24 protein-coding genes are annotated in these 24,247 nt (G+C 48.6%); 21 read left to right on the forward strand and 3 right to left on the reverse strand.

Going from position 1 to position 24,247, the window contains the following annotated elements:
- Nucleotides 1-9: 9 nt before the first annotated feature.
- Both GWC95_RS00570 and GWC95_RS00575 read left to right on the forward strand, forming a co-directional pair.
- Complete coding sequence (locus tag GWC95_RS00570) at nt 10-798, forward strand: hypothetical protein (RefSeq protein ID WP_161816724.1); 789 nt, start codon at nt 10-12, stop codon at nt 796-798.
- Between the two features lie 4 nt (nt 799-802).
- Entirely contained in the window at nt 803-2,125 is a 1,323-nt protein-coding gene (locus GWC95_RS00575; protein ID WP_237722015.1) for an MFS transporter, read from the forward strand.
- A 44-nt stretch (nt 2,126-2,169) separates the two neighbouring features.
- On the opposite strand, the gene feoB is transcribed toward GWC95_RS00575, so the two are convergent.
- On the reverse strand, nt 2,170-4,257 hold the full coding sequence (gene feoB / locus GWC95_RS00580; protein WP_317164059.1) for a ferrous iron transport protein B: 2,088 nt from the start codon (nt 4,255-4,257) through the stop codon (nt 2,170-2,172).
- Between the two features lie 198 nt (nt 4,258-4,455).
- Between feoB and GWC95_RS00585 the strand changes: the two genes are divergently transcribed.
- From GWC95_RS00585 to GWC95_RS20020, 3 genes are all read left to right on the forward strand, one after another.
- Entirely contained in the window at nt 4,456-6,099 is a 1,644-nt protein-coding gene (locus tag GWC95_RS00585; protein WP_161816726.1) for a M28 family peptidase, read from the forward strand.
- Between the two features lie 103 nt (nt 6,100-6,202).
- Nucleotides 6,203-6,637, forward strand: coding sequence for an IPExxxVDY family protein (locus GWC95_RS00590; protein ID WP_161816727.1), 435 nt, complete (start codon nt 6,203-6,205; stop codon nt 6,635-6,637).
- A gap of 41 nt (nt 6,638-6,678) precedes the next feature.
- Nucleotides 6,679-6,933: a 4a-hydroxytetrahydrobiopterin dehydratase gene (locus GWC95_RS20020; protein WP_394351244.1), complete on the forward strand. Its 255-nt coding sequence runs from the start codon at nt 6,679-6,681 to the stop codon at nt 6,931-6,933.
- A 13-nt stretch (nt 6,934-6,946) separates the two neighbouring features.
- Here GWC95_RS20020 and GWC95_RS00600 read toward each other — a convergent pair whose 3' ends face one another.
- Nucleotides 6,947-7,711 (reverse strand): biotin--[acetyl-CoA-carboxylase] ligase, encoded by a 765-nt coding sequence (locus tag GWC95_RS00600; protein ID WP_237722016.1) that lies wholly within the window; start codon nt 7,709-7,711, stop codon nt 6,947-6,949.
- A 182-nt stretch (nt 7,712-7,893) separates the two neighbouring features.
- Here GWC95_RS00600 and rsfS point away from each other — a divergent pair, with 182 nt between their 5' ends.
- The 6 genes from rsfS to GWC95_RS00630 all read left to right on the forward strand — a co-directional run bounded on the left by rsfS (nt 7,894) and on the right by GWC95_RS00630 (nt 13,416).
- Nucleotides 7,894-8,298 (forward strand): ribosome silencing factor, encoded by a 405-nt coding sequence (gene rsfS, locus GWC95_RS00605; protein ID WP_161816729.1) that lies wholly within the window; start codon nt 7,894-7,896, stop codon nt 8,296-8,298.
- A 67-nt stretch (nt 8,299-8,365) separates the two neighbouring features.
- A complete protein-coding gene (gene ftsH / locus GWC95_RS00610) occupies nt 8,366-10,435 on the forward strand; it encodes an ATP-dependent zinc metalloprotease FtsH (RefSeq protein WP_161816730.1) in 2,070 nt (689 codons plus the stop codon).
- Nucleotides 10,436-11,068: a LutC/YkgG family protein gene (locus GWC95_RS00615; RefSeq protein WP_161816731.1), complete on the forward strand. Its 633-nt coding sequence runs from the start codon at nt 10,436-10,438 to the stop codon at nt 11,066-11,068. It begins immediately after the preceding gene.
- Between the two features lie 11 nt (nt 11,069-11,079).
- Nucleotides 11,080-11,514 (forward strand): gamma-glutamylcyclotransferase family protein, encoded by a 435-nt coding sequence (locus GWC95_RS00620; protein ID WP_161816732.1) that lies wholly within the window; start codon nt 11,080-11,082, stop codon nt 11,512-11,514.
- A 21-nt stretch (nt 11,515-11,535) separates the two neighbouring features.
- Nucleotides 11,536-12,291 (forward strand): UDP-2,3-diacylglucosamine diphosphatase, encoded by a 756-nt coding sequence (locus tag GWC95_RS00625; RefSeq protein WP_161816733.1) that lies wholly within the window; start codon nt 11,536-11,538, stop codon nt 12,289-12,291.
- A gap of 18 nt (nt 12,292-12,309) precedes the next feature.
- Complete coding sequence (locus GWC95_RS00630; protein ID WP_161816734.1) at nt 12,310-13,416, forward strand: mechanosensitive ion channel family protein; 1,107 nt, start codon at nt 12,310-12,312, stop codon at nt 13,414-13,416.
- A gap of 23 nt (nt 13,417-13,439) precedes the next feature.
- On the opposite strand, the gene GWC95_RS19660 is transcribed toward GWC95_RS00630, so the two are convergent.
- Nucleotides 13,440-14,222: a MerR family transcriptional regulator gene (locus tag GWC95_RS19660; RefSeq protein WP_237722017.1), complete on the reverse strand. Its 783-nt coding sequence runs from the start codon at nt 14,220-14,222 to the stop codon at nt 13,440-13,442.
- A gap of 174 nt (nt 14,223-14,396) precedes the next feature.
- On the opposite strand from GWC95_RS19660, the gene GWC95_RS00640 reads away from it, so the two are divergent.
- From GWC95_RS00640 to GWC95_RS00685, 10 genes are all read left to right on the forward strand, one after another.
- Entirely contained in the window at nt 14,397-15,245 is an 849-nt protein-coding gene (locus GWC95_RS00640) for a 3-hydroxyacyl-CoA dehydrogenase family protein (protein ID WP_161816735.1), read from the forward strand.
- A 75-nt stretch (nt 15,246-15,320) separates the two neighbouring features.
- The gene (locus GWC95_RS00645; protein WP_161816736.1) at nt 15,321-17,093 is read left to right on the forward strand and encodes a DUF885 domain-containing protein; all 1,773 of its coding nucleotides are present in this window, start codon (nt 15,321-15,323) and stop codon (nt 17,091-17,093) included.
- A 105-nt stretch (nt 17,094-17,198) separates the two neighbouring features.
- A complete protein-coding gene (locus GWC95_RS00650; protein WP_161816737.1) occupies nt 17,199-18,323 on the forward strand; it encodes a glycosyltransferase family 4 protein in 1,125 nt (374 codons plus the stop codon).
- An 86-nt stretch (nt 18,324-18,409) separates the two neighbouring features.
- On the forward strand, nt 18,410-18,754 hold the full coding sequence (gldC, locus tag GWC95_RS00655; protein WP_161816738.1) for a gliding motility protein GldC: 345 nt from the start codon (nt 18,410-18,412) through the stop codon (nt 18,752-18,754).
- A 10-nt stretch (nt 18,755-18,764) separates the two neighbouring features.
- Nucleotides 18,765-19,220, forward strand: coding sequence for a GatB/YqeY domain-containing protein (locus tag GWC95_RS00660; protein ID WP_161816739.1), 456 nt, complete (start codon nt 18,765-18,767; stop codon nt 19,218-19,220).
- 37 nt (nt 19,221-19,257) lie between these two features.
- A complete protein-coding gene (locus GWC95_RS00665) occupies nt 19,258-19,797 on the forward strand; it encodes a CvpA family protein (protein ID WP_161816740.1) in 540 nt (179 codons plus the stop codon).
- Nucleotides 19,798-20,174: 377 nt separating this feature from the next.
- On the forward strand, nt 20,175-20,936 hold the full coding sequence (locus GWC95_RS00670) for an alpha/beta fold hydrolase (protein WP_161816741.1): 762 nt from the start codon (nt 20,175-20,177) through the stop codon (nt 20,934-20,936).
- Nucleotides 20,937-20,982: 46 nt separating this feature from the next.
- A complete protein-coding gene (locus GWC95_RS00675) occupies nt 20,983-21,642 on the forward strand; it encodes a CBS domain-containing protein (RefSeq protein ID WP_161816742.1) in 660 nt (219 codons plus the stop codon).
- Between the two features lie 195 nt (nt 21,643-21,837).
- Entirely contained in the window at nt 21,838-23,241 is a 1,404-nt protein-coding gene (locus GWC95_RS00680; protein ID WP_161816743.1) for a BamA/TamA family outer membrane protein, read from the forward strand.
- A 95-nt stretch (nt 23,242-23,336) separates the two neighbouring features.
- Complete coding sequence (locus GWC95_RS00685) at nt 23,337-24,215, forward strand: NAD kinase (protein WP_161816744.1); 879 nt, start codon at nt 23,337-23,339, stop codon at nt 24,213-24,215.
- Nucleotides 24,216-24,247: the final 32 nt, after the last annotated feature.

The following is a 24,247-nucleotide window of genomic DNA, read 5'->3' on the forward strand; positions in this document are numbered from 1 at the left end:
ACACATCCGATGCCATTACCCTTTACACCCGAACTGGCTGCAGAATACGAGCAGCTGTTCAAAAACGCGGTGATCAATCCGAAATCATATCCCGAAGTGGATAAACTGGTAGATAAGATCGTTGCCTACAAATCAACGTACGAAGAAGTGGGCCAGCCGCTCAATATTCCCTGGTATTTTATTGGCGTGATCCATTGCATGGAAGGCGGGCTGAATTTTAAAACGCACCTGCACAACGGTGATCCGCTCACGGCAAGAACGGTACAGGTTCCCGCAGGCAGACCGGTTGCAGGTGACCCGCCCTTTACCTGGAAAGACAGCGCTTCTGATGCACTGGTTTATGAAAAATTTGATAAGAAAAAAGACTGGAGCCTCGCGGGAATGTTGTACAACCTGGAATGTTACAACGGCATTGGCTACCGTTCAAAAAAGATCAACTCGCCTTACCTGTGGAGTTACTCAAGCAATTATACCATGGGAAAATACGGTTCAGACGGACAATACGACCCGCAACTTGTTTCCAAACAATGCGGCGGCGCAGTGTTGCTGAGGAGGATGTTTGAGCGGCAGATCGTTCCGAACGAAGAAATTGACCTGAACACACAGATCAAAACGCTTGGCGAAACGGTAAAATATAATATGGGAAGCGTGGTTGCAGACAATGCACTTCAACTCCAAAAGCTCCTTAATGCAGCGGGCCGTGTGATCAGGGTTGACGGCCTTTCCGGCAAAAACACTTCCGAAGCCTACTTCGCCGTAACGGGAAAATACCTGAACGGCGATCCGAGGCGTGTTTAAAGTTATGCCGTACCCGATTATCCGTATTTTTATCGGGATGGAATTGCCACACCACAGAAAATCACGGCTCAGGGCCATTGTCAGCGGGTCCGTTGGCAACCTGGTTGAATGGTACGACTGGTACGCATACACCGCGTTCTCCCTTTATTTTGCCCCGGTATTTTTCCCGGGAAAAGATGCAACAGCAGAATTATTAAATACCGCCGGTGTTTTTGCCGTCGGTTTTTTAATGCGGCCCATCGGGGGTTGGTTGTTCGGTAGCCTGGCCGACCGTAAAGGAAGAAAATTTGCGATGACGCTTTCGGTACTGTTGATGTCGTTCGGGTCGCTGGTCATTGCGCTCACCCCATCCTACAACAGCATCGGCATTGCCGCGCCTGTTTTGTTGTTAACGGCAAGGTTGTTACAGGGATTGAGCGTAGGCGGCGAATATGGAACCGCCGCCACCTACCTGAGCGAGATGGCAGGAACGGGCCGCCGCGGTTTTTATTCCAGTTTTCAATACGTAACACTGATTGGCGGGCAACTGATTGCCGTGGGCATACAATTGCTTTTGCAGAACATACTCAGCACGGCAGAGATGCAGAACTGGGGCTGGCGCATCCCGTTTTTCATCGGCGCCGTTTTATCACTCATCGCTTTTTACCTGCGCAGGACGATGGAAGAAACGCAGGCATTTGAGCAGGAGAAAAAAGCAGACAAATTAAAAAGAGGATCGCTGAAGGAATTGTTTCAGCACCCAAGGGCCATTGCAACCGTAGTAGGATTAACGCTTGGCGGAACGATCGCGTTTTACACGTACACAACCTATATGCAGAAATTTTTGGTGAATACCGTTCATCTTACCAAAGCACAGTCAACCCAGTTGAGCTTTGTTTCGTTGTTGATCTATGCAGCACTCCAGCCGTTGTTCGGGTTGTTGTCTGACAGGATCGGCCGCCGTCCCTTACTCATTGGTTTTGGCATATTGGGAACGGTATGCACGGTGCCCATCTTAACCACGCTCAGCACAACCACCGATCTTTTTGCTGTTTTTCTTTTGATGATGTGTGCACTGGTAATCGTAAGCGGCTACACATCCATCAACGCCGTTGTAAAGGCCGAGCTCTTTCCCGCAAAGATCCGTGCGCTGGGCGTTGGCTTTCCGTATTCTGTTACCGTTGCCCTGTTTGGCGGAACAGCAGAATACCTTGCGTTGTGGTTCAAAGGAAAGGGAAACGAAACCGGGTATTACTGGTATACTTCAGGCTGTGTCTTTATTTCTTTGTTGGTGTATGTGTTTATGAAGGAGACAAAAAAAACATCGTTGCTTGAACGGGGAGCCTGAGCGAACGCAGGCCAGGAGGAAGAAGATCGGTTCGCTTACATTTCTTAACTAAAGATCACATAGGTGAGCCAACTCATTGCATACGCCAGTCCGGTCATATAAATAAACTGGAACACGGGCCATTTCCAGCTGCGGGTTTCGCGTTTTACCACGGCGAGGGTGCTCATGCATTGCATGGCGAGCACGTAAAAAACCATCAACGACAATGCTGCGGGCAATGTATACACCTTGCTTCCGTCTTCGTGTGTGGCGGCATCCATTTTCTGGCGGAGGGAGCTGTTGTCGTCGGTCTCTTCCACGCTGTAAAGTGTTGCCATCGTTCCCACAAAAACCTCGCGTGCGGCAAAGGAGGTGATGAGGGCGATGCCGATCTTCCAATCGTAACCCAATGGTTCAATAACGGGTTCGATCGCTTTTCCTAAAATACCGGCGTAAGAGTTCTGCAGTTTTTCGGCAGACAAAGGTTTTTGCAGGGAGTCTGCCTGCGCAGGGTGCTGTTGTGCGAGCAAAGCATATTTCTGCTCAACTTTTTCGATCCTGTTGCCCGGCCCGTGCGAGCTCAGGAACCAGAGGAGCAGGCTGATCATGATGATCACCTTACCTGCATCAAAAACGAAGATCTTTGCTTTTTCCACCATGGTGATGCCAACATTTTTCCAGCGCGGCGCACGGTAAATGGGCAATTCGAGGATGAAGAAACTTTTCTCTTTTATTTTGATGAAGAACTTCATCACATAACTCACAATAAGCGCCATGAATGTTCCCAAGAAATAAAGCGCCATCATTACCAGTCCCTGCACGCTCAGGAAGCCAAAATAATATTTATCGTCTATCACCAGCGAGATCAGGATGGTATACACCGGCAAACGCGCGCTGCAGCTCATGAGGGGTGTAACGAGTATGGTAAGGAGCCTTTCTTTTTTGTTTTCGATGTTGCGCGCACTCATGATCGCCGGAACGGCGCATGCAAAACCGCTGATCATGGGCATTACGCTTTTGCCGTTGAGCCCGGCTTTGCGCATCAGCTTATCGCTCAGGAAACTGATACGCGCCATATAGCCCGTGTCTTCGAGCACCGTGATCAATCCAAACAATATCATGATCTGCGGAACAAAAACGAGGATGCCGCTAAGGCCCGCCACCAGCCCGTTTACGATCAGGTCGCTCCACCAGGCCTGCGGCAACGTGGTGCTGAGCCAGCCGCCGGCTTTGGTAAACAGCCATTCAATACCATCCATCGGGAATTGCGCGAGCCAGAAAATACTTTGAAACAGGAGGAAGAGAACGGCGAGCAGGATCACATAACCCCAGGTTCGGTGAAGTAAAATGTTGTCGAGTTTCTCGGTGAACATCTTTTTCTCCAGCGGCCCATGCTCCACCACATGCTGTTGCATGATCTGGCGGATGCGGGTATAGCGTTGCAGGATCTCTTCGGCCTGCGTTTTGTTTGGGTTGAATTTGTTTACGGTCTCTACCTGCTCCACTGCTTTCTGATCAAGATCGCTGAGCGGAAAATTTTCGTGGTTGATGAGGTAATGGATGGCCGCATACTCGCTCAGTTGCGGAAACAGTTTCTGAACGCCTTCCACCGATTCGGGCGCGAGTTTTTTGGTGTTCATAAAATCACGCGCATGCAGGTTCTGGTTCATACGCGAGGCCTGTGCCAGCACCTTCTTCAGCTCGGTGAGGCCCTTGTTCTTTCTCGGGTTAACGGTTACCACAGGGATGCCTAGCTCTGCTTCAAGGCCATTGATGTCTATCTGGATGTCTTTTTTGGCGGCGATATCCGTCATGGTAAGCGCCATCACCACCGGTATTTTCAGATCGATGATCTGGCTGCAGAACAAAAGGTTTCGTTTGAGGTTGCTTGCATCGGCCACCAGCAGCACCATATCGGGTTTGATATCGGCGTCGGCGCCCATGAGCACTTTGTAGGCCACCCATTCATCGGCCCTGCGGGGGTAGAGGCTGTAAGTGCCGGGGAGATCGATCAGTTCTGCATCAAAATTCTCTTCGAGCCGTATGCTGCCGGTTTTTTTATCTACCGTAACCCCGGGGAAGTTGCCCACTTTCTGGTTCAATCCCGTAAGCGCATTAAACAGTGATGTTTTGCCACTGTTGGGATTACCCACTAACGCGATATGTAATTCATTTTTTGCCAAGAACGGAGACTGCCTGCAAAAGTAGCGGCAAACAAAGGTAGTAGGTTACGAGATCGGGAAGTTAAAGGGCGCCGGGTAGCGAGGCCTCTTTTAACTAATTTAATCCCGCTGCCTTCGCAAACTCCTGTCTTCATGCTGTATTTTTGCACGTCAGAAACCGTTCCTTGTATGAAAAAATTACTGCCGGTACTTTTACTGGTACCCGTGCTTACGTATTCGCAGAGTAAGAAAAAGAAAAGACAGGCCGAAGAAAAAGCCAATGCAGAGCTGGTGGCCAACCTGAGATCGCATGTACAATATCTCGCAGACGATAAACTCGAAGGCAGGAGAACAGGAAGCCGGGGCGAGGACCTTGCCATGCAGTACATCGTTAACCAATACACCCAAATGGGCCTTGAGCCCAGGGGCACCAAAGGTTTTATCCAGGAATTTGAGATCAACGAAGGCAAACAGGTGGATGCGGCAACAAAACTCAAAGTAGACGGCAAAACCCTAACGCTCAACGAAGACTTCCTGCCCCTCGCTTTTTGCGCCAACAGTAAAGTATCGGGATCGCCCGCCATGGCGCTCAACGAATCGAAACAACCCTGGTTCAAAGACCTGAAAGAGGTGCTGGAAGAAAACAGGAACAACCCGCATTTTGATGTAGAGGCCGAGATCAAAAAAACCGTGAACGCAGTTGCCGCAAAAGGCGCAACCGCCTTGTTTGTTTACAATACCTCACCGCTTGTAGACAATATCCAGTTCAACAGGAACGACAAAAGCGAACCCGTAAAAATACCCGTGGTTTACATTACCAAGGAAGGCTATAAAAAATACTTTTCCGATCATTCCGCTACGCTTGATATAGAAATGAACCTCAGTTTCTCGGAAAAAAAACGCATGGGTAAAAATGTGGCCGCGTTCATCAACAACCAGGCTGCCCACACGGTTGTGCTGGGCGCGCATTACGATCACCTGGGGTTTGGTGAAGACAAAGGTGCGCTTGATACCGGTCATGTGATCCACAACGGCGCCGACGATAATGCAAGCGGCACCGCGGCCCTGATAGAACTGGCGCGGATGCTGAAGAAGGCGCCGCCATCGCACAACAATTACCTCATCCTTAATTTTTCAGGAGAAGAGCTCGGTTTGCTGGGAAGTAAATACTGGCTCGATCATCCCTCAACCCAGGTCACTCCCAATTACATGATCAACATGGATATGGTTGGCCGTTACGATACCGCGCACAAACTCACCATCGGCGGCTACGGAACCTCACCGGTATGGGGCGAAGTGCTCAACGGGCAGGGCCTCGGCCTCGCCATGAAATTCGACAGCACCGGGAGCGGTCCCAGCGATCATGCGAGTTTTTACCGGAAAGACATTCCCGTGCTTTTTCTTTTTACGGGAAGTCACAGTGATTACCACAAGGCAACGGACGATTGGGACAAGATCAATTACGATGGCGAGAAGGATGTTGTAAAAATGATCTACCGCGTAATTGAATTGGCAGATGCCAAAGGCAAACTCGCTTTCGCCAAAACCAACGACCCGCAACCCGGCGGCGCGCGCGCCTTCAGGGTTTCATTGGGTGTAATGCCCGATTATGGTTTTTCCGGCACCGGTATGCGCATTGATGGCGTGAGCCCGGGCAAGCTCGCCGAAAAACTAGGCCTGCAGGCCGGCGATGTGCTGCTGCAACTCGGCGAATACAAATTTGTAGATGTAAAAAGCTACAGCGATGTACTCAGCAAATTCAACAAAGGCGATGCCGCCCAACTGCTTTTTAAAAGAGGGAACGAAGAGAAACGGGTAGAGGTGCAGTTTTAAAATATGAACGCATCGCAAGATGCGTTTTAAGAGGCCGATCGGACCAACCGGGTTCATGCTATTTTGAATAGATTCTTATTGCGTACGATTATATCTTTACCGCATGAAACTCCGCCTCAATGTAGACGAACTGAACGACGATTTTTTTGAAGAAACGCGTTTGCTCGGTATTACGGCGCCGGTGAAGAATTACCAGTTCTGCCTTCAGCTCAACAATCACCTCGGTTACGATTTCAGGTTGAATGCAGACATAGAGATCCATTTGCGGAAGAAAGACAGGAGTTATTATTTTTCGGTGTACCAATCTGTAGAACCCAACAGCTTTTTGACGCATTACCTCTACCACAACCAGTACGACGGAGAGTACCTTCTCCCCGAATTCAAACACATGGATTTTCTTTGGCTGATGAAGGGGGACCTGGTAGACGATGAAAAATGCGAATGGATCAAACAGGCGGTGAGATCGATCAACGGCGTTCAACTGGTGGCCGAGTTAACCAACGAACAGATCAGGAACAAAGGCAACATGGTTTTCTGATCGCAGGAACGGATATTGCAGTCGGTTCCCTGTCACCATTTCTGAATTTAAATTCCCATCCCATGTGGACCGAACAAAACAACAAGCTTTACCGGAAATTCACGTTCAAAGATTTCTCCGAAGCCTTTGCCTTCATGACCCGCGTTGCCCTTGCCGCTGAAAAAATGGATCATCATCCCTCCTGGACCAATACCTGGAACACCGTAGAGATCTCTTTAAGCACCCACGATGCGGGTGATGTGGTTACCGGGAAAGACAGGGAGCTGGCGAAAAAAATTGACGCGATCGCGAAGTAAGAGCAGGACCGGTTCAGGTTGTCAAAACCCATTCAACTTCCCCAAATTCAAAACGATCCTTTGCGGCGCCGGATACGAGTAGTTCCCCGTTTTCAGAAACACCTTCCACCACGCAATAAAACGCGGCAGCATTGTATTTCAAACGCACCTGTTGCCCGCGTTTGAACAAATACTGGTTGTAAACCGCAAGCATGGATGCGAAGTTTCCATCTTTCAATTCATGATACCTTTTTTCAAGGCCAATGCAGAGTTCTTTGGCGAGGGCAACGGTATCAAAATTTTTCCCGGTGATCTGTTTGAGGGAAACCGGGTTCTTCAGCGTGTCGGGAAAAACCACCTGGTTAATATTCAGGCCGATTCCTACCACCGATCCGGCAAGCGCCCCCGATCTTACCAGGTTTTCGATGAGAATGCCCCCTGCCTTTCTGTCACGCCAATAGATGTCATTGGGCCATTTTATAAAAGTCTCATCCGTTGTGTATTTGTTAAAAAGGTCGTGAACGGCCAGCGCCACCATTACGCTGAGCGGGAACTGGTGGGTGATGGAAAGAAAGGAAGAGTCAACAATTACAGACAATGCAATGTTATTTCCTGGATCGGCCGACCATGATTTACCCCGCTGGCCCTTGCCGGCTGTTTGGTAATGGGCAAAAAAAGCAGCGCCATGGGCAGCCAAATCAGCCTGGAGGCGGTCCATGGCATAGATGTTGGTGCTTTCCACCATAGTTAATTCGATGAACGGTTGCCCGATGGGACTTTTCACGTTAGAAGGTGACAAAGAAGTAGTATTTTTGAGCTCGTCCACCGAGGCCTTGGCGAAGGTGGACTGAATTTAAATCTGCTTGGCTGGGGTGGTTGAATCAGACCCTGAGCGAAGGCGGATTGCGTTATCATCCGGCCCGCCTTCGCTGAAGCTTCGGTGGGCAAGTTAAATTAATCATTTATAAATCCGATCTATTATTGGAACCTCTTGCAGTTTTAAAAAGCCGTGAAAAAAGTGCAGTCACAAGGCTCACCCGCAATTCAAAGATCTTCAAAACAATTATCAAAGCGATACAGGATAAGAAGGGGGAGAATATCATAAGCCTTGATCTCCGGAAAATACCCGAAGCGTCAGCTGATTTCTTTATCGTATGCGAAGCATCGAGCACCACGCAGGTAAAGGCCATCTGCGATTTTGTAGAACACGAGGTAAAGGAAAAGTGCGGAGAAGCGCCTTACAAACACGAGGGCAGGACCGCACTGCAATGGGTACTCATCGACTACGTTAACATCGTAGTGCATGTGATGCACCCCGAAGCACGCAAGTTCTACAAGCTCGAAGACATGTGGAGCGATGCCGCTTCGCAGATGCACGATCTGTAGGAAATAAAATATAGGGCTCAGTTATTCGTTTACAATTAGAAACAATCGTTACAGGGGAAATCAGAATATGGCACAGGAAAACAAAACTCCAAAATTAAGCGGACAGGAAAAAGGCGACGGACCACGCAGGGGCCCTAAATTCAGTATTTACTGGGTATATGCGATCATAGCCGTGGTATTGCTGTTGATGCAATACATCAAAACTTCCCCCGATATGATCAGGGTTACCGAGCTTGAATTCAGGCAGGTAATGCTTACGAACAACGATGTTGCAAAACTCGATATCATCAAAAACAAGGACCGTGTCCGCGTTTACATCAAACCCGATAGTCTTTATAAGAACTTTTATACCGAAAGGCTGAAAAAGAACAACGTTGTCATCTCCAAAGACAAGGCGAAAGATGTTCCGTTGTTCGAGTTCGAAGTAACCGACAGCAAAGATTTCCAGAAATCACTGAACGAATTCTTCGAAAAAAACCCGGCTGTTTCGCAGGTTCCGGTAACACCAACGTCTGAAGGCGAATGGTTTGGTCCTGCAGCAAACGTAATATTCACCCTGCTCCTCATCATCGGCGTATGGGTTTTGCTGATGCGCAAGATGGGCGGACAAGGCGGCGCAGGCGGCCCGGGCGGAATTTTTTCCATCGGGAAATCAAAAGCGACTTTGTTCGACAAAGGATCTAAAGTAAACATCACCTTCGCAGATGTTGCAGGACTGGATGAAGCGAAAGTGGAAGTAATGGAGATCGTGGATTTCCTGAAAAATCCCAAAAAATACACAGCGCTTGGTGGTAAGATCCCGAAAGGCGCATTGCTGATAGGCCCTCCGGGCACGGGTAAAACATTGCTGGCAAAGGCAATGGCAGGTGAGGCGCAGGTACCTTTCTTCAGCCTGAGCGGAAGTGATTTTGTGGAGATGTTCGTGGGTGTGGGTGCAAGCCGTGTGCGCGACCTGTTTAAGCAGGCACGTGAAAAGGCGCCCTGTATCATTTTCATCGATGAGATCGACGCAATCGGCCGCGCACGCGGAAGGAACGCGATCATGAGCAACGATGAAAGGGAGAATACATTGAACCAGTTGCTCGTAGAGATGGACGGTTTTGGTGGCGACACCGGCATCATCATCCTCGCTGCAACCAACAGGCCGGATGTATTGGATACGGCATTGCTGCGGCCGGGACGTTTTGACCGCCAGATCTCCATCGACAAACCCGATGTAAAAGGACGGGAAACGATCTTTAAAGTACACCTGCTCCCGATCAAAATTTCAGCAGCGCTCGACCTTCATAAACTTGCAGAACAGACACCGGGATTTGCCGGCGCCGATATCGCAAACGTTTGTAACGAAGCCGCATTGATCGCCGCAAGAAAAGGAAAGGAATCTGTAGAGATGATCGATTTCCAGGATGCGATCGACAGGGTGATCGGTGGATTGGAAAAGAAAAACAAGATCATTGCACCGCACGAAAAATCGATCATCGCCTACCACGAAGCGGGCCATGCGGTGTGCGGCTGGTTCCTTGAACATGCTTACCCGCTGTTGAAAGTAACCATAGTACCACGCGGAACGGCAGCATTGGGTTATGCCCAGTATACACCAACGGAACAATACTTATACAATACGGACCAGCTGATGGACCAGATCTGTATGACATTGGGCGGACGCGCGGCGGAAGAAATCTTCTTCGGTAAAATATCAACCGGGGCGGCCAACGACCTGCAGCAGATCACCAAGATCGCTTACAGCATGGTAACGGCGTATGGTATGAACAAAAAAGTGGGTAACGTAAGTTTCTACGATCCAACGCAGGAGAACACATTCACCAAACCGTTCAGTGAAGAAACAGGAAAGATCATAGACGAAGAAGTAAGAAGCATTATTGACGATGCCTACGTGCGTACGATCAACCTGCTGACAGAGAAAAGGGAACAGGTGGAAAAACTGGCGAAAGAACTGCTCGATAAAGAAGTGCTGCACAAAAGCGATGTAGAAGAACTGATCGGCAAACGCCCTTTTGAAGAAAAGAAAGTGCTCGAGATAGAACCGGAAGCAGGAAGCGAACATTTTGTTGCGCAGGATACCGCTGGTAACATCAGCAACCCCGATACAAGTACAGAACCTTCTACAATCGGATAAATGGAAAATACAGCAAGGGAAAATATTTTAGGCAAAATAAAACAGGCACTGGCTAAACCAGTGCCTGTTCCCTTTCCTGCCAGTGCAGGAAACGAAAGTGTGTACCTGCCCTCGCAACAGGAACTGGAGATCGAATTCGCAGAAAACTTCACGCGCCTTGAGGGCCGCTTTTCTTTCTGCGCCGATGAGCAAGAACTTGTTGAACAGTTGAAAGCGTTGGTAGAGGCCCGTAAATGGACCAAACTCTACTCGCAGGAAACCCCGCTGCGCGAGCGGCTGGCGAACGCTGGTTTTTCAACCGTGTATGCGAACGATGTGGCAACCTGCGATGCGGCCATTACCGGTTGCGAAGCGCTGATCGCAAGAACAGGAAGCATGGTGCTGAGCAGCGCGCAGATGAGCGGCAGAACCACAAGCGTGTACGCGCCCGTGCACATCTGCATCGCCTATGCGAGCCAGCTGGTTTACGACATCGGCGAAGGTTTGCAGCAACTGCGTGAAAAGTACGGGCAGCAATTTCCATCGCTCGTAACACTGGCCACAGGGCCGAGCCGCACGGCCGACATAGAAAAAACATTGGTGGTGGGCGTTCATGGCCCCAAAGAAGTATTTTGTTTTTTAGTGGAAGGATAAAAAGTGATCAGATGGAACAATCTAACCAACAGCTTTTTGTATACGGCTCCCTGCGCAGCGGGTTTCAACACCCGGCGTATGCATACATCAGCAAACATTTCAGTTTGGTGGGTGATGGAAAAGTAAAAGGGCTTTTGTATGATATGGGCACTTATCCCGCCGCGGTTCCCGCACAGGATGAGAGATTCATTGTGGGCGAACTATACAGGATCAATAACCCTGACGAACTTTCGTGGGCAATCGCACAGCTTGACGATTACGAAGGCCTCAACACAGAACAGGGCGAAACCGCTTTGTACAGGAGAGAAAAAGTAAACGTTTACCTGGATGACCGAGAAACTTCAGCATGGATCTATTGGTTCAACGGAACTGTTGAAGGAAAGGAAGTGATCGCGAGCGGCGACATATTACTGTATATGCAGCAGAAAAATTCGGGCCACAGTTGACGGCGATCTTAACAGAAGAACATGAACATTCCTCCGGATAAAAAAATCTATTTCCTTTCCGATTTCCACCTCGGCGCACCCGACCATGAAAGCAGCCTTGTGCGGGAAAAGAAAGTAGTGGCCTTTCTCGACAGCATCAAACACACCGCCGCCGAGATCTTCATCGTTGGCGATATTTTCGATTTCTGGTACGAATACAAAAAAGTAGTTCCCAAAGGATATACCCGGTTACTGGGCAAACTGGCCGAGCTTACAGACAGCGGCATTCCCGTTCATGTGTTTGTGGGCAACCACGATATGTGGATGAGGGGCTATTTTGAAAAAGAACTCAATATTCCCGTTTACCACCATCCCCGCGTATTTGAATGGAACGGGAAAAAATTCCTCATCGGCCACGGAGATGGCCTGGGGCCCGGCGACCACGGCTACAAACGCCTTAAAAAAATATTCCGCAACCCTGTTTGCCAATGGGCATTCGGTTTGCTGCACCCGGCATGGGGCATAGGACTGGCCAATTATTTCAGCAGGAAGAGCCGGGTGAAAACGGGTTCGGCAGACGAACATTTTCTGGGCGAAGACAAGGAATGGCTCATTATCTATTGTAAAGATGAACTGAAAAAACAGCACTACGATTTCTTCATCTTCGGTCACCGCCACTACCCAATGGATTTCAAACTTCCCGACAACGCCCGCTACATCAACCTCGGCGACTGGATCCGCAATTTTTCCTACGCAAGTTTTGATGGAAGGGATGTGGAACTTCTTAAATGGCAATAGTATTTACTAATTTGCAGTATGGAAGATTTTCTTCAGAAAGAAATTTTAAGCAACAGCATCCGGAGCTATCTCTACGTGGTGGGTATTATCCTGGCCGCATTGCTGATCAAGCGCCTTATATCGAAATACCTGGCCAAACTTTTGTTTAAGATCGTCGCAAAGGCAGCGAAAAATATTGAAAGGCAATCCTTTCTCGACCTGGTGGTTCAGCCTTTGGATGTGTTCCTTGTTTTACTTGTTTCCATCATCGCGCTCGACAAACTGAATTTCCCGGTTGCGCTCAATTTCACCGTATACCACATCACATTCAAGCAACTGATCGATTCGCTGGCTGCTGCAACGGTGATCATTGTATTTATCTGGCTTTGCCTGCGCGTACTGGATTTTGTGGCGATGATACTTGAAGAGAGGGCCAACCTTACCGTGGACCAGACAGACAACCAGCTTGTACTTTTCTTCAAGGATTTTTTCAAGGTGATCCTTGTGATCATCGGCATACTGATGATCTTCAAGTTCTCGTTCAACAAACCCATCGGCAATCTTTTAACAGGCCTGAGCCTTGTGGGCGCAGCCATTGCGCTGGCAACAAGAGAAAGCATGGAGAACCTGATCGCATCCTTCATTATCTTTTTTGATAAACCCTTCATCACCGGCGACCAGGTGCGTGTAAATAATTTTACCGGAACGATCGAAAGGATAGGACTGCGCAGCACACGCATCAGGACGATGGAAAAAACCTACATCTCTGTTCCCAACAAACAGATGGTGGATACGATCGTAGACAACATCACCCTCCGCACGCAACGCAAGGTAGAGCTGAGGCTGGAGCTGGGTTTGAGCGCAACGGCGCAGCAACTGAAAAGCCTGGCAACCGATATCAAAACCATTCTCAACAAACCCGGGATCGAAAACAAAACGGTGTACCTGATGGATACCGGGAAGAATGCACACATCATGTCCGTTGACTACTTCACCACCATCGACCAATCCATCGAAGAATTCACTGAATTGCGGCAGGCGGTAAATTTAGAAGTGATCGAGTTGCTTGAAACAAGTAAGATCGAACTCGCCGCAGCGAATACGGATGTGATTGTTACGAACAAAACTCCGGACCGCGCCGTGTAAACCTTCGTGTCAGTAAAAGATTTTTACGCCTGCAGGTTCGCTTTCATTTCCAGCAGAAAAGACCTGAACCTTGTTAAAGATTCAACGAGCCTGATCTGTGTATCGGCTTCCTGTTTGTTGTTCTTGAGGTAATTTTTAGCGCCGTCGATCGAAAATTTGCGCTGGCGGAGCAGGAAGTAAATAAGCTGGAGGTTTTTGATGTCTTCTACGCGGAAGAGACGGTCGCCCTTTCTTGTTTTGCGCGGTTGCAACACATCAAACTCGTTCTCCCAATAGCGGAGCAACGAAGTATTAACCTTGAACCAGCCCGCCACTTCGCTGATGGAATAATATAATTTTTGCTGCAGCACTTCATCATCCGGCACCTCGATCAGGTCGGCTTCATTGTCCATTTCCTTGAATGATTTGCGGCCACGTTTGCCTGCAGGTTTTGCAGCGGCCGTTGTTGTTTTTTTGGCAGCCGTTTTTTCTTTCGCAACCGTTTTTACAACAGGCGCTTCTTCAACAACAGGCGGGGCAATGATTTTTGCTTCCGCGATTTCAACCGCTTTTTCTTCGGAGAGAACAACGGCAGCCGGCGTTGCTTCGATCGCTGCAACGGGAATGATCTCTTGCGGAGCTTCGGCAATTTTTTCTTCCTTCGGTTGATCAACGATGGGCGTTGACGCAATAACGGTCCCCTCTTTTTCGTCAGCTGTTTTTGTCTCGGCTTCTGCCGGCTGAACATCACTCGCCCTGGCGGCTTTTTCTTTCTTCTTCGGGGCCGGTGTTTCTATAGGAAAACCAAAAAGGTCTAATTGCTGCATAGCGTAAAAATAAGACAAGTACACCGCCGCTTTCGTTAAGATTGGAGGGACGTGGAAAAGATGTGTATCTTGGATTTGATTAGCACCGGCTGGTGGGTGGAAGTATCAAATGGGTTTAGCCTTTTTAACTATTTTGCCACTTTAATGCCAACCTGCTCCAACCCTGGCAAAACCATGAAAAACATAGAAACGATCTGCATTTGCGGCGCCGGCACCATGGGTAGCGGCATTGCCCAGTTATCGGCCATGGCCGGGTACCAAACGATACAGTTTGACGTGAACGCCGCCATGCTCGACAAAAGCAGGAGCGGCATTGAAAAAAACCTGCAGTGGCTGGTTGATAAGGCAAAGATCTCACCAGAAGAAAAACAGCAATGCCTGCAACGCCTGGTATTTACAGATGAGCTCGCCAATTGCAGCGCCGATCTCGTGATCGAGGCCATCATTGAGAAAAAAGAAGCGAAGACGGATCTGTTCAAAAAGTTGCTCGCGATCAACCCGGGTGTGATCCTTGCCACCAATACATCGTCCATCGCCATTACCGAAATTGCAGAAGCCGTTGCTGCCCCGCAGCATGTTATCGGGATGCATTTTTTCAACCCGGCGCCGGTAATGAAACTGGTGGAAGTGATCACGACAGCACAGACCGATCCATCCGTTGTAAACACAGTGGTGATGCTCGCCGCAAAAATGGGAAAGACAGCCGTGTTGTGTAAAGACGCACCCGGCTTTATCGTAAACCGCGTTGCGCGCCACTATTACCTGGAAGCGATGAAACTTGTTGAACAGAACCTGGCCACCATCGAAACCGTTGATACTATTATGGAAGTAAGCGGTTTTAAACTGGGCCCGTTCAAATTGATGGACCTGATTGGGATGGACATCAATTACAGCGTCAGTAACATTGTATGGGAAGCACTCGGTAAACCCGAAAGGCTGACACCATCGGTACTGCAAAAACAAAAAGTAGATGCCGGGGAACTCGGAAGAAAAACAGGGAAAGGATTTTATGCGTATTCGTGATCGAATCGGGAGCTAAGAAATTGCAAAACACGTAATACATCATACAAGACCTGAAGCCTGAAACAACATAATCATATGAAAAAAACGATCCTTTTTTTATCGGCGGTTTTGCTTTTCGCTTCCTGCAAACTAAGCGATCAAAACCAGACCAAAGAAGACAACAGCGAGCTCTCCGCTTTGCTCGACAAATATTACGAAGAACGGATGGGGCTTTTTCCCTTTGAAGCAACCATCAATGGCGACAATCGTTTCAACGATAAATGGTACGTTGATTTTACAGACAGCTACCGTGCAAAGATCAAATCGTTCTACGACCGTTACCGTGTATACATTTCGAAATTTGAAAGGGATGCACTGAACGACAATGACAAACTGAGCTTCGACGCTTTTTCACGTGATGTGAAAGTGGGTATGGAGGGACTTGGGTTTCATGAAAATTATTTTCCGCTCAACCAGTTCCAGAGCACGCATCTCGTCTTCAGCCAGTTTGGAAGCGGCAGCGTGATACAGCCTTTTAAAACCGTTGCCGATTACGACAACTGGCTCAAACGTGTTGCGGTTTTTCCTGCGTATGCAGACAGCGCGATCGTTTATTTCAGGAAGGGAATGGCCGAAGGATATGTGTTGCCCCGAAGCATCGTGGTAAAAATGATCCCGCAAATGCAATCGTTGGTGGTGGATGATGCAACAAAAAGCCTTTTTTACGGGCCGATCACAAACCTGCCAAACGATTTCAGCGCAGCAGATAAAAAAAGGATCACGGATGCGTATGTGATCGCGATCAACGGCCAGCTCACCCCTTATTTTAAAAAACTCGCAGACTTTTTACAAAACGAATACCTGCCCAAAGCCCGCACCACCACCGGAATCAGCGGAATTCCGGATGGAGAGAAATATTATAAGTTCCTCGTGCGCCAGCAAACCACAACAGATAAAACGCCCGATGAAATTTACAACATTGGCCTGGAAGAAGTAAAACGCATCCGCACAGAAATGGAGCGCATCAAAAACGAAACGGGTTTTAATGGCGACCTGAAATCGTTCTTCACCTATCTCAAAACCGACAAAAAGTTCACACCTTATAAAACGGCGAAGGAAGTGCTGGATGCTTTTGATTCGATCCACAAAAAAATGGAGCCCAACCTTGAAAAGATGTTTGGCCGCAAACCCAAAACGCCTTTCGAGATCAGGCAGACAGAGGCTTTCCGTGCGGCAAGCGCAAGTGCAGAATACAACCAGGGAAGCGCAGATGGATCGCGCCCCGGTATATTTTACATTCCCATCATCGATGCAACTACGTTCAACATAACGAGCGGAATGGAAAGTTTGTTTTTGCACGAGGCCATCCCCGGGCACCATTACCAGATCAGCCTGCAGCAGGAGAACGAAAAGCTGCCAAAATTTCGCCGGTTTGGCGGCAACAACGCGTATGCGGAAGGTTGGGCATTGTACTGCGAGAGCCTGGGAAAAGAATTGGGCCTGTATACGGACCCTTACCAATACATGGGCGCATTGGGAGATGAGATCCACCGGGCCATCAGGCTGGTGGTTGATGTGGGCATGCATACAAAGAACATGACACGCGAAGAGGCCATTCAATACATGATGGACAATGAACAGATCAGCGAAGAAGGGGCCACGGCCGAAATAGAACGGTACATGGTGATACCTGCGCAGGCGCTGGGCTACAAGATCGGCGCATTAAAGATCCGCGAGCTTCGCACGAAGTATGAGAAACAGCTGGGCGATAAATTCAAACTTTCCTCTTTTCACGATGCGGTGCTTAAAGACGGCAACCTGCCACTGGATGTGCTGGAGAAGAAAATGGACGCCTGGGCTAAAAAATAAACGTTCGATAAGTACGGGGCCACGAGGACGGATGATGGAGAATGCCTGCCCCGTACCTGCGATACTGCTTACCGAAGTGGATGCGGAGTTGTACTTTTGTTGCCTATGCGCATCGCTATCAACGCAATTTTTCTGCAGAAGGATCAACTGGAAGGATACGGCCACTACGCCAACGAGGTATTCAGCAGGATGGTGAAACAGCACCCTGAGCACGAATTTGTTTTTTTATTCGATCGTGAATACGATCCCAAATACATTTATGCAGGTAATGTAAAACCGATGCTGGTTCCGCCTGCTGCGCGGCACCCGCTTGCGTTTTTTACCTGGTACAACCTAAAGGCTCCGGCGGCATTGCGTTCGGAGAAAATTGACGTGTGGGTGCAGCCCTATGGGTTCTGCAGCCTTACCACGAAAATTCCGCAGGTATTGGTGATGCACGACCTGTCTTTTGTTCACTTCCCCAAATTCATTCCGTGGTACCACAGGATGTATTACCGGGCCTTCACAAAAAAATTCCTGGCGAAAGCGAAACGCATCGTAACGGTATCGGAGTTTACAAAGAATGACATCATACAGCAATACCATACCTCACCGGGAAAAATAAACGTTGTACACGGCGCTGCGCGCGAAAACTTCAAACCGGTATCGTGGTTCGAACGCGAAGAAATGAAAGAGGGCTTTGCCGGGGGAACAGAATATTTTTTATTCACGGGCGGCATCCATCCACGCAAGAACCTGATGAACCTGCTCAAGGCATTCTCCCTGTTCAAAAAATGGCAGCACAGCAACATGAAGCTGCTGGTAGCAGGAAGGCTGGCCTGGGATTATGAATTTTTCCTTGAAAAATTAAGGACCTACAAATACCGCGAAGACGTTGTGCTCCTCGGTTACCAGCCCGAAGAAGAACTCGCGCGCATTACCGCCGGTGCCTATGCCCTCGTGTATCCCTCTTATTTTGAAGGGTTCGGCTTGCCCATTGTTGAAGCGATGCAGGCAGAGGTTCCGGTGATCACGAGCAATACCAGCAGCATGCCCGAGATAGGCGCCGATGCCGCACTATATGCCGACCCTTCGAAACCCGACGAGATTGCCAAACACATGCAGCATGTGTACCGCGATGAGATCCTGCGCACATCCCTCATCGAAAAAGGCAAAATACGGGCGGCTGAATTCAGCTGGGATAAAGCGGCGGAAGAACTTTGGCAAAATGTGCTTGCCGCGGCAGGATAATACCCGCAATACCGCTGTTTTCCCGGCTGGTTGTTTTCTTGCACCTTGTTCCTTTACTCGCTATTTTTGCAGGCTAAAACAAAAACATGCACAAATCAAATATTTCGATAGAAATAGAATTGGATGATACCAAGGTTCCGCAGAACATCAAATGGAGCGCGAGCGATAGTTCGGCAGATATGATGCAGCCCGCCAAAGCCATGATGGTAGCGTTCTGGGACGGCGCCGACAAAAGCGCGCTCCGCATTGACCTGTGGACCAAAGACATGATGGTTGACGAGATGGCCGATTTCTACTACCAGACGATGATGGGCATGGCCGATACCTACCAGCGCGCCACACAACAGAAAGAACTGGTAGACGATATGAAGAACTTTGCAAAAATGTTCTACAAAAAATTCAAGGATACCCAATTGAAAGAAAACAAATAAAAACATTTATATGAGTTTAGAAGAAAAAGTAATGGCGCAGATGAAAGATGCCATGAAAGCAAAAGACGAAGCCCTGTTGCGCGGATTGCGCGCCATCAAAGCAGAGATCATCAAGGCAAAAACAGACCCGGGCGCCAATGGACAGATCTCGGCTGATACTGAAATGAAACTCCTGCAGAAACTGGTGAAATCGCGCAAAGACTCCCTCGTTATCTACGAGCAGCAAAACCGCGCAGACCTTGCCACCAAAGAATCCGAAGAGATCGCCGTGATCGAAAAATTCCTGCCGCAACAAATGAGCGAGGCAGAATTGAAAGAAGCCGTTGCCTCCATTGTTGCACAGACAGGCGCTGCCGGTCCGCAGGATATGGGCAAAGTAATGGGCGTTGCCTCGAAACAACTCGCGGGTAAAGCAGATGGAAAGGCGATCGCAGAAGCGGTAAAAAATGCGCTGAACAATAAATAACCAAGACGCGCCCTATTTACGCGCCTAAACCTGCTGTATGCTGATCGATTCCGTCTTTGCCATTCTAATGGTGATCGCAATTTTCAAAGGGCTGCGCAAGGGATTTGTGGTAGCGGTTTTTTCGTTCCTTGCCATCATCATTGGTATCGCTGCGGCCATGAAGCTTGCAACCGTGGTTGCAGACTGGCTCAAAGACAGCACCAATATTTCTTCGGCCTGGCTGCCCTTTCTTTCTTTTGCATTGGTGATGATCGGTGTGGTGATACTGGTGCGCATCGGCGCATCGATGATCGAATCTGCGATGAAGATGGTGATGTTGGGATGGGTGAATAAACTGGCAGGCATCGTCCTCTTCGCAGCTTTGTATACCACCGTTTACAGTGTTGTTCTTTTCTATGCCGATAAAATGCACTGGATCAAACCCGAAACCTTTGCCGCATCCGGCACCTATTCATTCATCAAACCCTGGGGCCCCAAAGCGATAGACCTGTTCGGCTCGGTGATCCCCTGGTTCAAAGGAATGTTCGATGAGATGTCGCAGTTTTTTGACGGGGTGCACGCAAGGGTAAAACAATAGCGGGCACTGGATCGTGCATGGTAAATGCAGCACAATCAACGCGGCCAGGGGTGGGTTTTACAGGTAAGGGATCATTAAATAATTATTACCTCCACGCTCAAAAAGTACTTTGCCAATACCAACACATTCAACCGGTTGCCTGCCATCCGCGATCAACGATTCCCGGTTCCGGATACAGGGCACGATTTTTTAAGTTACGGGATCGGGTAAAACCTTTAACCTGTTCTTTCTTATAACCTGTTTTTGCTTTAAAATCAGTATTTTAGCAGCAGTTATCCGAATCTTTGCATGGCTGCGGCACGGATTTAAAACGCATTTCCCTGAATTTGCTTTTATTTGTACTGATCGCATCAATGCTTGCATAAGAATTTGACCAAATGAGTTACGAGATCAAACAACACGATAAGTTTAAGTTTATTGAAGAAGGCGAGGGCGAGGTATTGCTGCTGTTACATGGTTTGTTTGGTGCGCTGAGTAATTTTGCTGACCTGGTTGAATATTTCAGACACAAATACAAGGTGGTGGTTCCGATCCTGCCTTTGTTCGACCTGGATATTTTTCATACATCTGTTGGCGGACTGGAAAAGCACGTTCAGAAATTTATTGAAACGCGCGGATACAACAACATTCATTTATTGGGTAATTCACTGGGCGGCCATGTGGCGCTGGTGCATACATTAAAACACCCGGAAAAGATCAAATCGATGATCTTAACGGGTAGCAGCGGGTTGTTTGAGAACGGGATGGGTGACAGCTATCCCAAACGAGGCGACTACGAATACATCAAAAAGAAAACGCAGGTAACCTTTTTCGATCCCGAAAAAGCGACCAAAGAACTGGTGGATGAGGTTTTCGAGATCACCAATAACCGCATCAAAGTGATCAAGATCATCGCGCTTGCGAAAAGTGCGATCCGCAACAACCTGGGCGAAGAGCTCAGCCAGATCAAACAACCCACCTGCCTGATCTGGGGCAACAACGACACGATCACGCCTCCCTTTGTAGGAAAAGAATTCAACCGCCTCATTCCAAACAGCGAACTGCATTTTATCGATAAATGCGGCCACGCCCCGATGATGGAAGTACCCGACGAATTTAACAAGCTTTTGGAAGGGTTTTTAGACAGGCTGAAACCATAATTGTCAACCCTGGCAAGGTTTTGAACGTATATGAAAGAAAGAACACATGCTGGCATCACAAATCATCAACACCGGGTTTCCTGCGGTCAATCTCTTTGACAAGGTCTCATTCGCCCTGCGTTTAATGGACGAATACGATGTGCTGCACCTGCCCGTTCTGAGCGAAGAAAAATACGCAGGCATGGTAAGCAAAGACGACCTGCTTGATGCCGATGAAGGCAGCATGCTCGCATCCATCCAATCCTCACTCATCCGCATCTCTGTTAAAGGCGAAGAATACTTTTTATCGGCCCTCAAACTCATTGCAGAAAACGAATTGTCGCTGCTGCCCGTGGTTAATGAGCAGGCAGAACTGGCGGGGGTGATCACCTCAAAAGACATCGTACGCAGGCTCTCCCTCTTTGTTGGAACGGAAGAGCCGGGCGGCATCATTGTGCTGGAGATCGAAAAAAGGAATTTCTCCTTCGGAGAGATCAGCCGTTTGGTGGAAACGAACGACGCATACATCACCCAGCTCAATACATACACAGAAGCCGATACCGGGCTGGTGGTGGTTACGATCAAAGTGAATAAGATAGAGATCTCGGATATTGTGGCAACCTTTCAGCGGTACGAATACATTGTACGGTATTACTTCGGGGAAGAATCTTATGCAAATGAGTTAAAGGAGAATTACAACCACCTGATCTCGTACCTGAATATGTAACCGCCCACTTTCGAAAACGCCGCCATGCAAAAGAGTTGCGGGTACAACGGAACGGATCCCCAATTGCGCAGGTATGAATTTTGTAACCGGTTTAAGACATAATCCTGCTTTGTGCGAAAAACCTTTCGGTTCGTACTTCGCAAACGAAGACCTGACTGCCGCGCGCGGCGCAGGTTTCACAAAACCCAATCCTTGATGCGGCAAATACGTGTAATTTTCTTTGTACTGTTTCTCGTGTCGGCCCATACCTGTTTTGCACAGGATTCATCGGTTGTGGTGCAGAAGAACAACACGGTTGTGATCAACAACCTCTTTCTTACGGGCAACAAAAGAACCAAAAGCTTTATCGTGTTCCGCGAAGTGCCTTTTGTAAAAGGAACGGAGCTGTCGGAATCCGATCTCGAAAAACAGCTCGTACTTGCCCGGCAACAGGTGATGAACACCTTGTTGTTTGTAGATGTGAATGTTTATGTAGCGGCACGCAACGGCAATCTTGTAGACATTAACATAGACGTAAAAGAGCGCTGGTATTTTTTTCCGTTGCCGTATTTCCGGCTGGTAGACAGGAACTTTAACCAGTGGTGGGTAGAGCAGCATCGCAGTCTTGAAAGGGTGAACTACGGAATAAAGTTCACGCAAAACAACATCAGCGGCCGCAACGATAACCTGGATGTGTGGCTGATCACCGGGTATACCCAACAGGTTACCCTGCGCTACAACCTTCCTTTCTTCGACAGGAAACTGAAACAGGGGTTCAACATCGGTATTATTTCCGCCACGCAGAAAGAGATCAATTATGCAACGGGCGATAACAAACAGCTTTTTTACAGGTCGGAGGCCGTTAACAAAAAAAACCTTCGGCTCGAATTCACGTATTCCTATCGCCCGGATGTCAGGCAGCGCCACATGTTCCGCATAGGATACAGCAACGAGCGTGTGTCTGATACCGTGGTAAAGATCAACCCGCAATACTTTCCAAACGGCGGGGCGCAGATGAAATACCTCGATCTTACTTATACGTACCGCTATTACAATGTGGATTACCGCCCTTACCCAACCACAGGTTTCTTTGGCGAGGCCAGCCTGTACCGCCGCGGCTTCAACAACACCGACGGGCTCTGGCAGCTCAATGGCCGGGCAGTGTATGTGCAACCGCTCACCAAAAATGCATTTGTGCATTTTGAAGCCCTTGCCATAGCGAAGGCGCCGTTCCGCAGCTTTTTTGTAAATGAGAAACTGATCGGCTATGGTTTTTACCAGTTGCGCGGGCTCGAATACAATGTGGTGGATGGAATGGTGGGCGGGGCATTCAAAACAACATTTGCCACCAAGGTCTTTTCGTTCATTTTAAGAAATCCGTTCCCCAGCAAAACACACGATAAGATCCCCATCCGCTTTTTCCTGAAAACCTATGCCGATGCGGGTTATGCCTACAACCCATCGCCACGCCCCACCAATACCCTTAACAACAGGCTGTTGCGTACCTGGGGGTTTGGAATGGATATCGTGTCGATCTACGATTTTGTGTTTAAAATTGAGTACAGCTTTAATCAACTGGGAAAGGATGGCTTATATTTACAAACCAGGAATGAGTTTTAGGCAGCTCCCGGAAAAGGAAAACGGGCATCGGGCACCGTCCGTAAAACCGGCTCCTTGTTTTCCTGTACCTTGAACCTTACACAAGCGATCTCACAATGAAAGTAGCCATCTACAGCCGCGGGTTAGATTTTGAGCAGGAGAACCCCCTCCTGTTGCTGCTGGAAGAATTGACACGCTACGATACCACCGTGCTCATTTTTCACCAGCTGCTTTCGCAGTTCACCCTGCCCAGGCATCTGCACGAGAAAATGACCCCTTTTATGACCTCGGATGACCTCGACGAACAGATCGATTGCCTCATCAGTATCGGGGGGGATGGCACTTTGCTGGATACGGTGGCGCTGGTGCGGAATAAAAATATTCCCATCCTGGGCATCAATTTCGGTCGTTTGGGGTTCCTTGCAAGTATCAGCAAGGATGAACTGGCCAGTGCGGTAGACTCACTCATCAACCATACCTACCTGATCGATAAAAGATCTTTGATGCACCTCGACTCGAATGAACCGCTTTTTGGCGATACGCCATTTGCGCTCAACGAATTCGCGATACACAAAAGGGATATTTCACCGATGGTCAAGATCCACACGTATTTAAACGGTGAATTCCTGAATACGTACTGGGCCGATGGGCTGATCGTGTCAACACCCACCGGTTCTACGGGCTACAACATGAGCTGCAACGGGCCCATCATGTTCCCCGACTCGGCCTGCATGGTAATTACACCGGTGGCGCCACACAACCTCAACGTCCGCTCGATCATCGTTCCCGATTCGAACGTGATCTCGTTCGAGGTAGAAAGCCGCGCCGACCAGTTCATCTGCGCACTGGATGCAAGAAGGGAGATCGTGAACAAGAACATCCAGCTTGCCGTAAAAAAAGAAAAATTCGGGGTTAACCTGATACGGCTGAATGAAAACAGTTTCCTGTCTACCTTGCGCACCAAACTGACATGGGGACTGGATAAAAGAAATTAACTTTTATTGTAACGATTTTTGATGCTATTTTA

It is taken from the genome of Sediminibacterium roseum (assembly GCF_009939005.1).
Lineage (GTDB): Bacteria > Bacteroidota > Bacteroidia > Chitinophagales > Chitinophagaceae > Sediminibacterium > Sediminibacterium roseum.

Bases quoted from the DNA above. Each gene is read 5' to 3' on its own strand.
- GWC95_RS00570 (WP_161816724.1), top strand. From the start codon at position 10: ATGCCATTACCCTTTACACCCGAACTGGCTGCAGAATACGAGCAGCTG.
- GWC95_RS00575 (WP_237722015.1), top strand. From the start codon at position 803: ATGCCGTACCCGATTATCCGTATTTTTATCGGGATGGAATTGCCACAC.
- GWC95_RS00585 (WP_161816726.1), top strand. From the start codon at position 4,456: ATGAAAAAATTACTGCCGGTACTTTTACTGGTACCCGTGCTTACGTAT.
- GWC95_RS00590 (WP_161816727.1), top strand. From the start codon at position 6,203: ATGAAACTCCGCCTCAATGTAGACGAACTGAACGACGATTTTTTTGAA.
- ftsH (WP_161816730.1), top strand. From the start codon at position 8,366: ATGGCACAGGAAAACAAAACTCCAAAATTAAGCGGACAGGAAAAAGGC.
- GWC95_RS00615 (WP_161816731.1), top strand. From the start codon at position 10,436: ATGGAAAATACAGCAAGGGAAAATATTTTAGGCAAAATAAAACAGGCA.
- GWC95_RS00620 (WP_161816732.1), top strand. From the start codon at position 11,080: ATGGAACAATCTAACCAACAGCTTTTTGTATACGGCTCCCTGCGCAGC.
- GWC95_RS00625 (WP_161816733.1), top strand. From the start codon at position 11,536: ATGAACATTCCTCCGGATAAAAAAATCTATTTCCTTTCCGATTTCCAC.
- GWC95_RS00630 (WP_161816734.1), top strand. From the start codon at position 12,310: ATGGAAGATTTTCTTCAGAAAGAAATTTTAAGCAACAGCATCCGGAGC.
- GWC95_RS19660 (WP_237722017.1), bottom strand. From the start codon at position 14,222: ATGCAGCAATTAGACCTTTTTGGTTTTCCTATAGAAACACCGGCCCCG.
- GWC95_RS00640 (WP_161816735.1), top strand. From the start codon at position 14,397: ATGAAAAACATAGAAACGATCTGCATTTGCGGCGCCGGCACCATGGGT.
- GWC95_RS00645 (WP_161816736.1), top strand. From the start codon at position 15,321: ATGAAAAAAACGATCCTTTTTTTATCGGCGGTTTTGCTTTTCGCTTCC.
- GWC95_RS00650 (WP_161816737.1), top strand. From the start codon at position 17,199: ATGCGCATCGCTATCAACGCAATTTTTCTGCAGAAGGATCAACTGGAA.
- gldC (WP_161816738.1), top strand. From the start codon at position 18,410: ATGCACAAATCAAATATTTCGATAGAAATAGAATTGGATGATACCAAG.
- GWC95_RS00660 (WP_161816739.1), top strand. From the start codon at position 18,765: ATGAGTTTAGAAGAAAAAGTAATGGCGCAGATGAAAGATGCCATGAAA.
- GWC95_RS00665 (WP_161816740.1), top strand. From the start codon at position 19,258: ATGCTGATCGATTCCGTCTTTGCCATTCTAATGGTGATCGCAATTTTC.
- GWC95_RS00670 (WP_161816741.1), top strand. From the start codon at position 20,175: ATGAGTTACGAGATCAAACAACACGATAAGTTTAAGTTTATTGAAGAA.
- GWC95_RS00675 (WP_161816742.1), top strand. From the start codon at position 20,983: ATGCTGGCATCACAAATCATCAACACCGGGTTTCCTGCGGTCAATCTC.
- GWC95_RS00680 (WP_161816743.1), top strand. From the start codon at position 21,838: ATGCGGCAAATACGTGTAATTTTCTTTGTACTGTTTCTCGTGTCGGCC.
- GWC95_RS00685 (WP_161816744.1), top strand. From the start codon at position 23,337: ATGAAAGTAGCCATCTACAGCCGCGGGTTAGATTTTGAGCAGGAGAAC.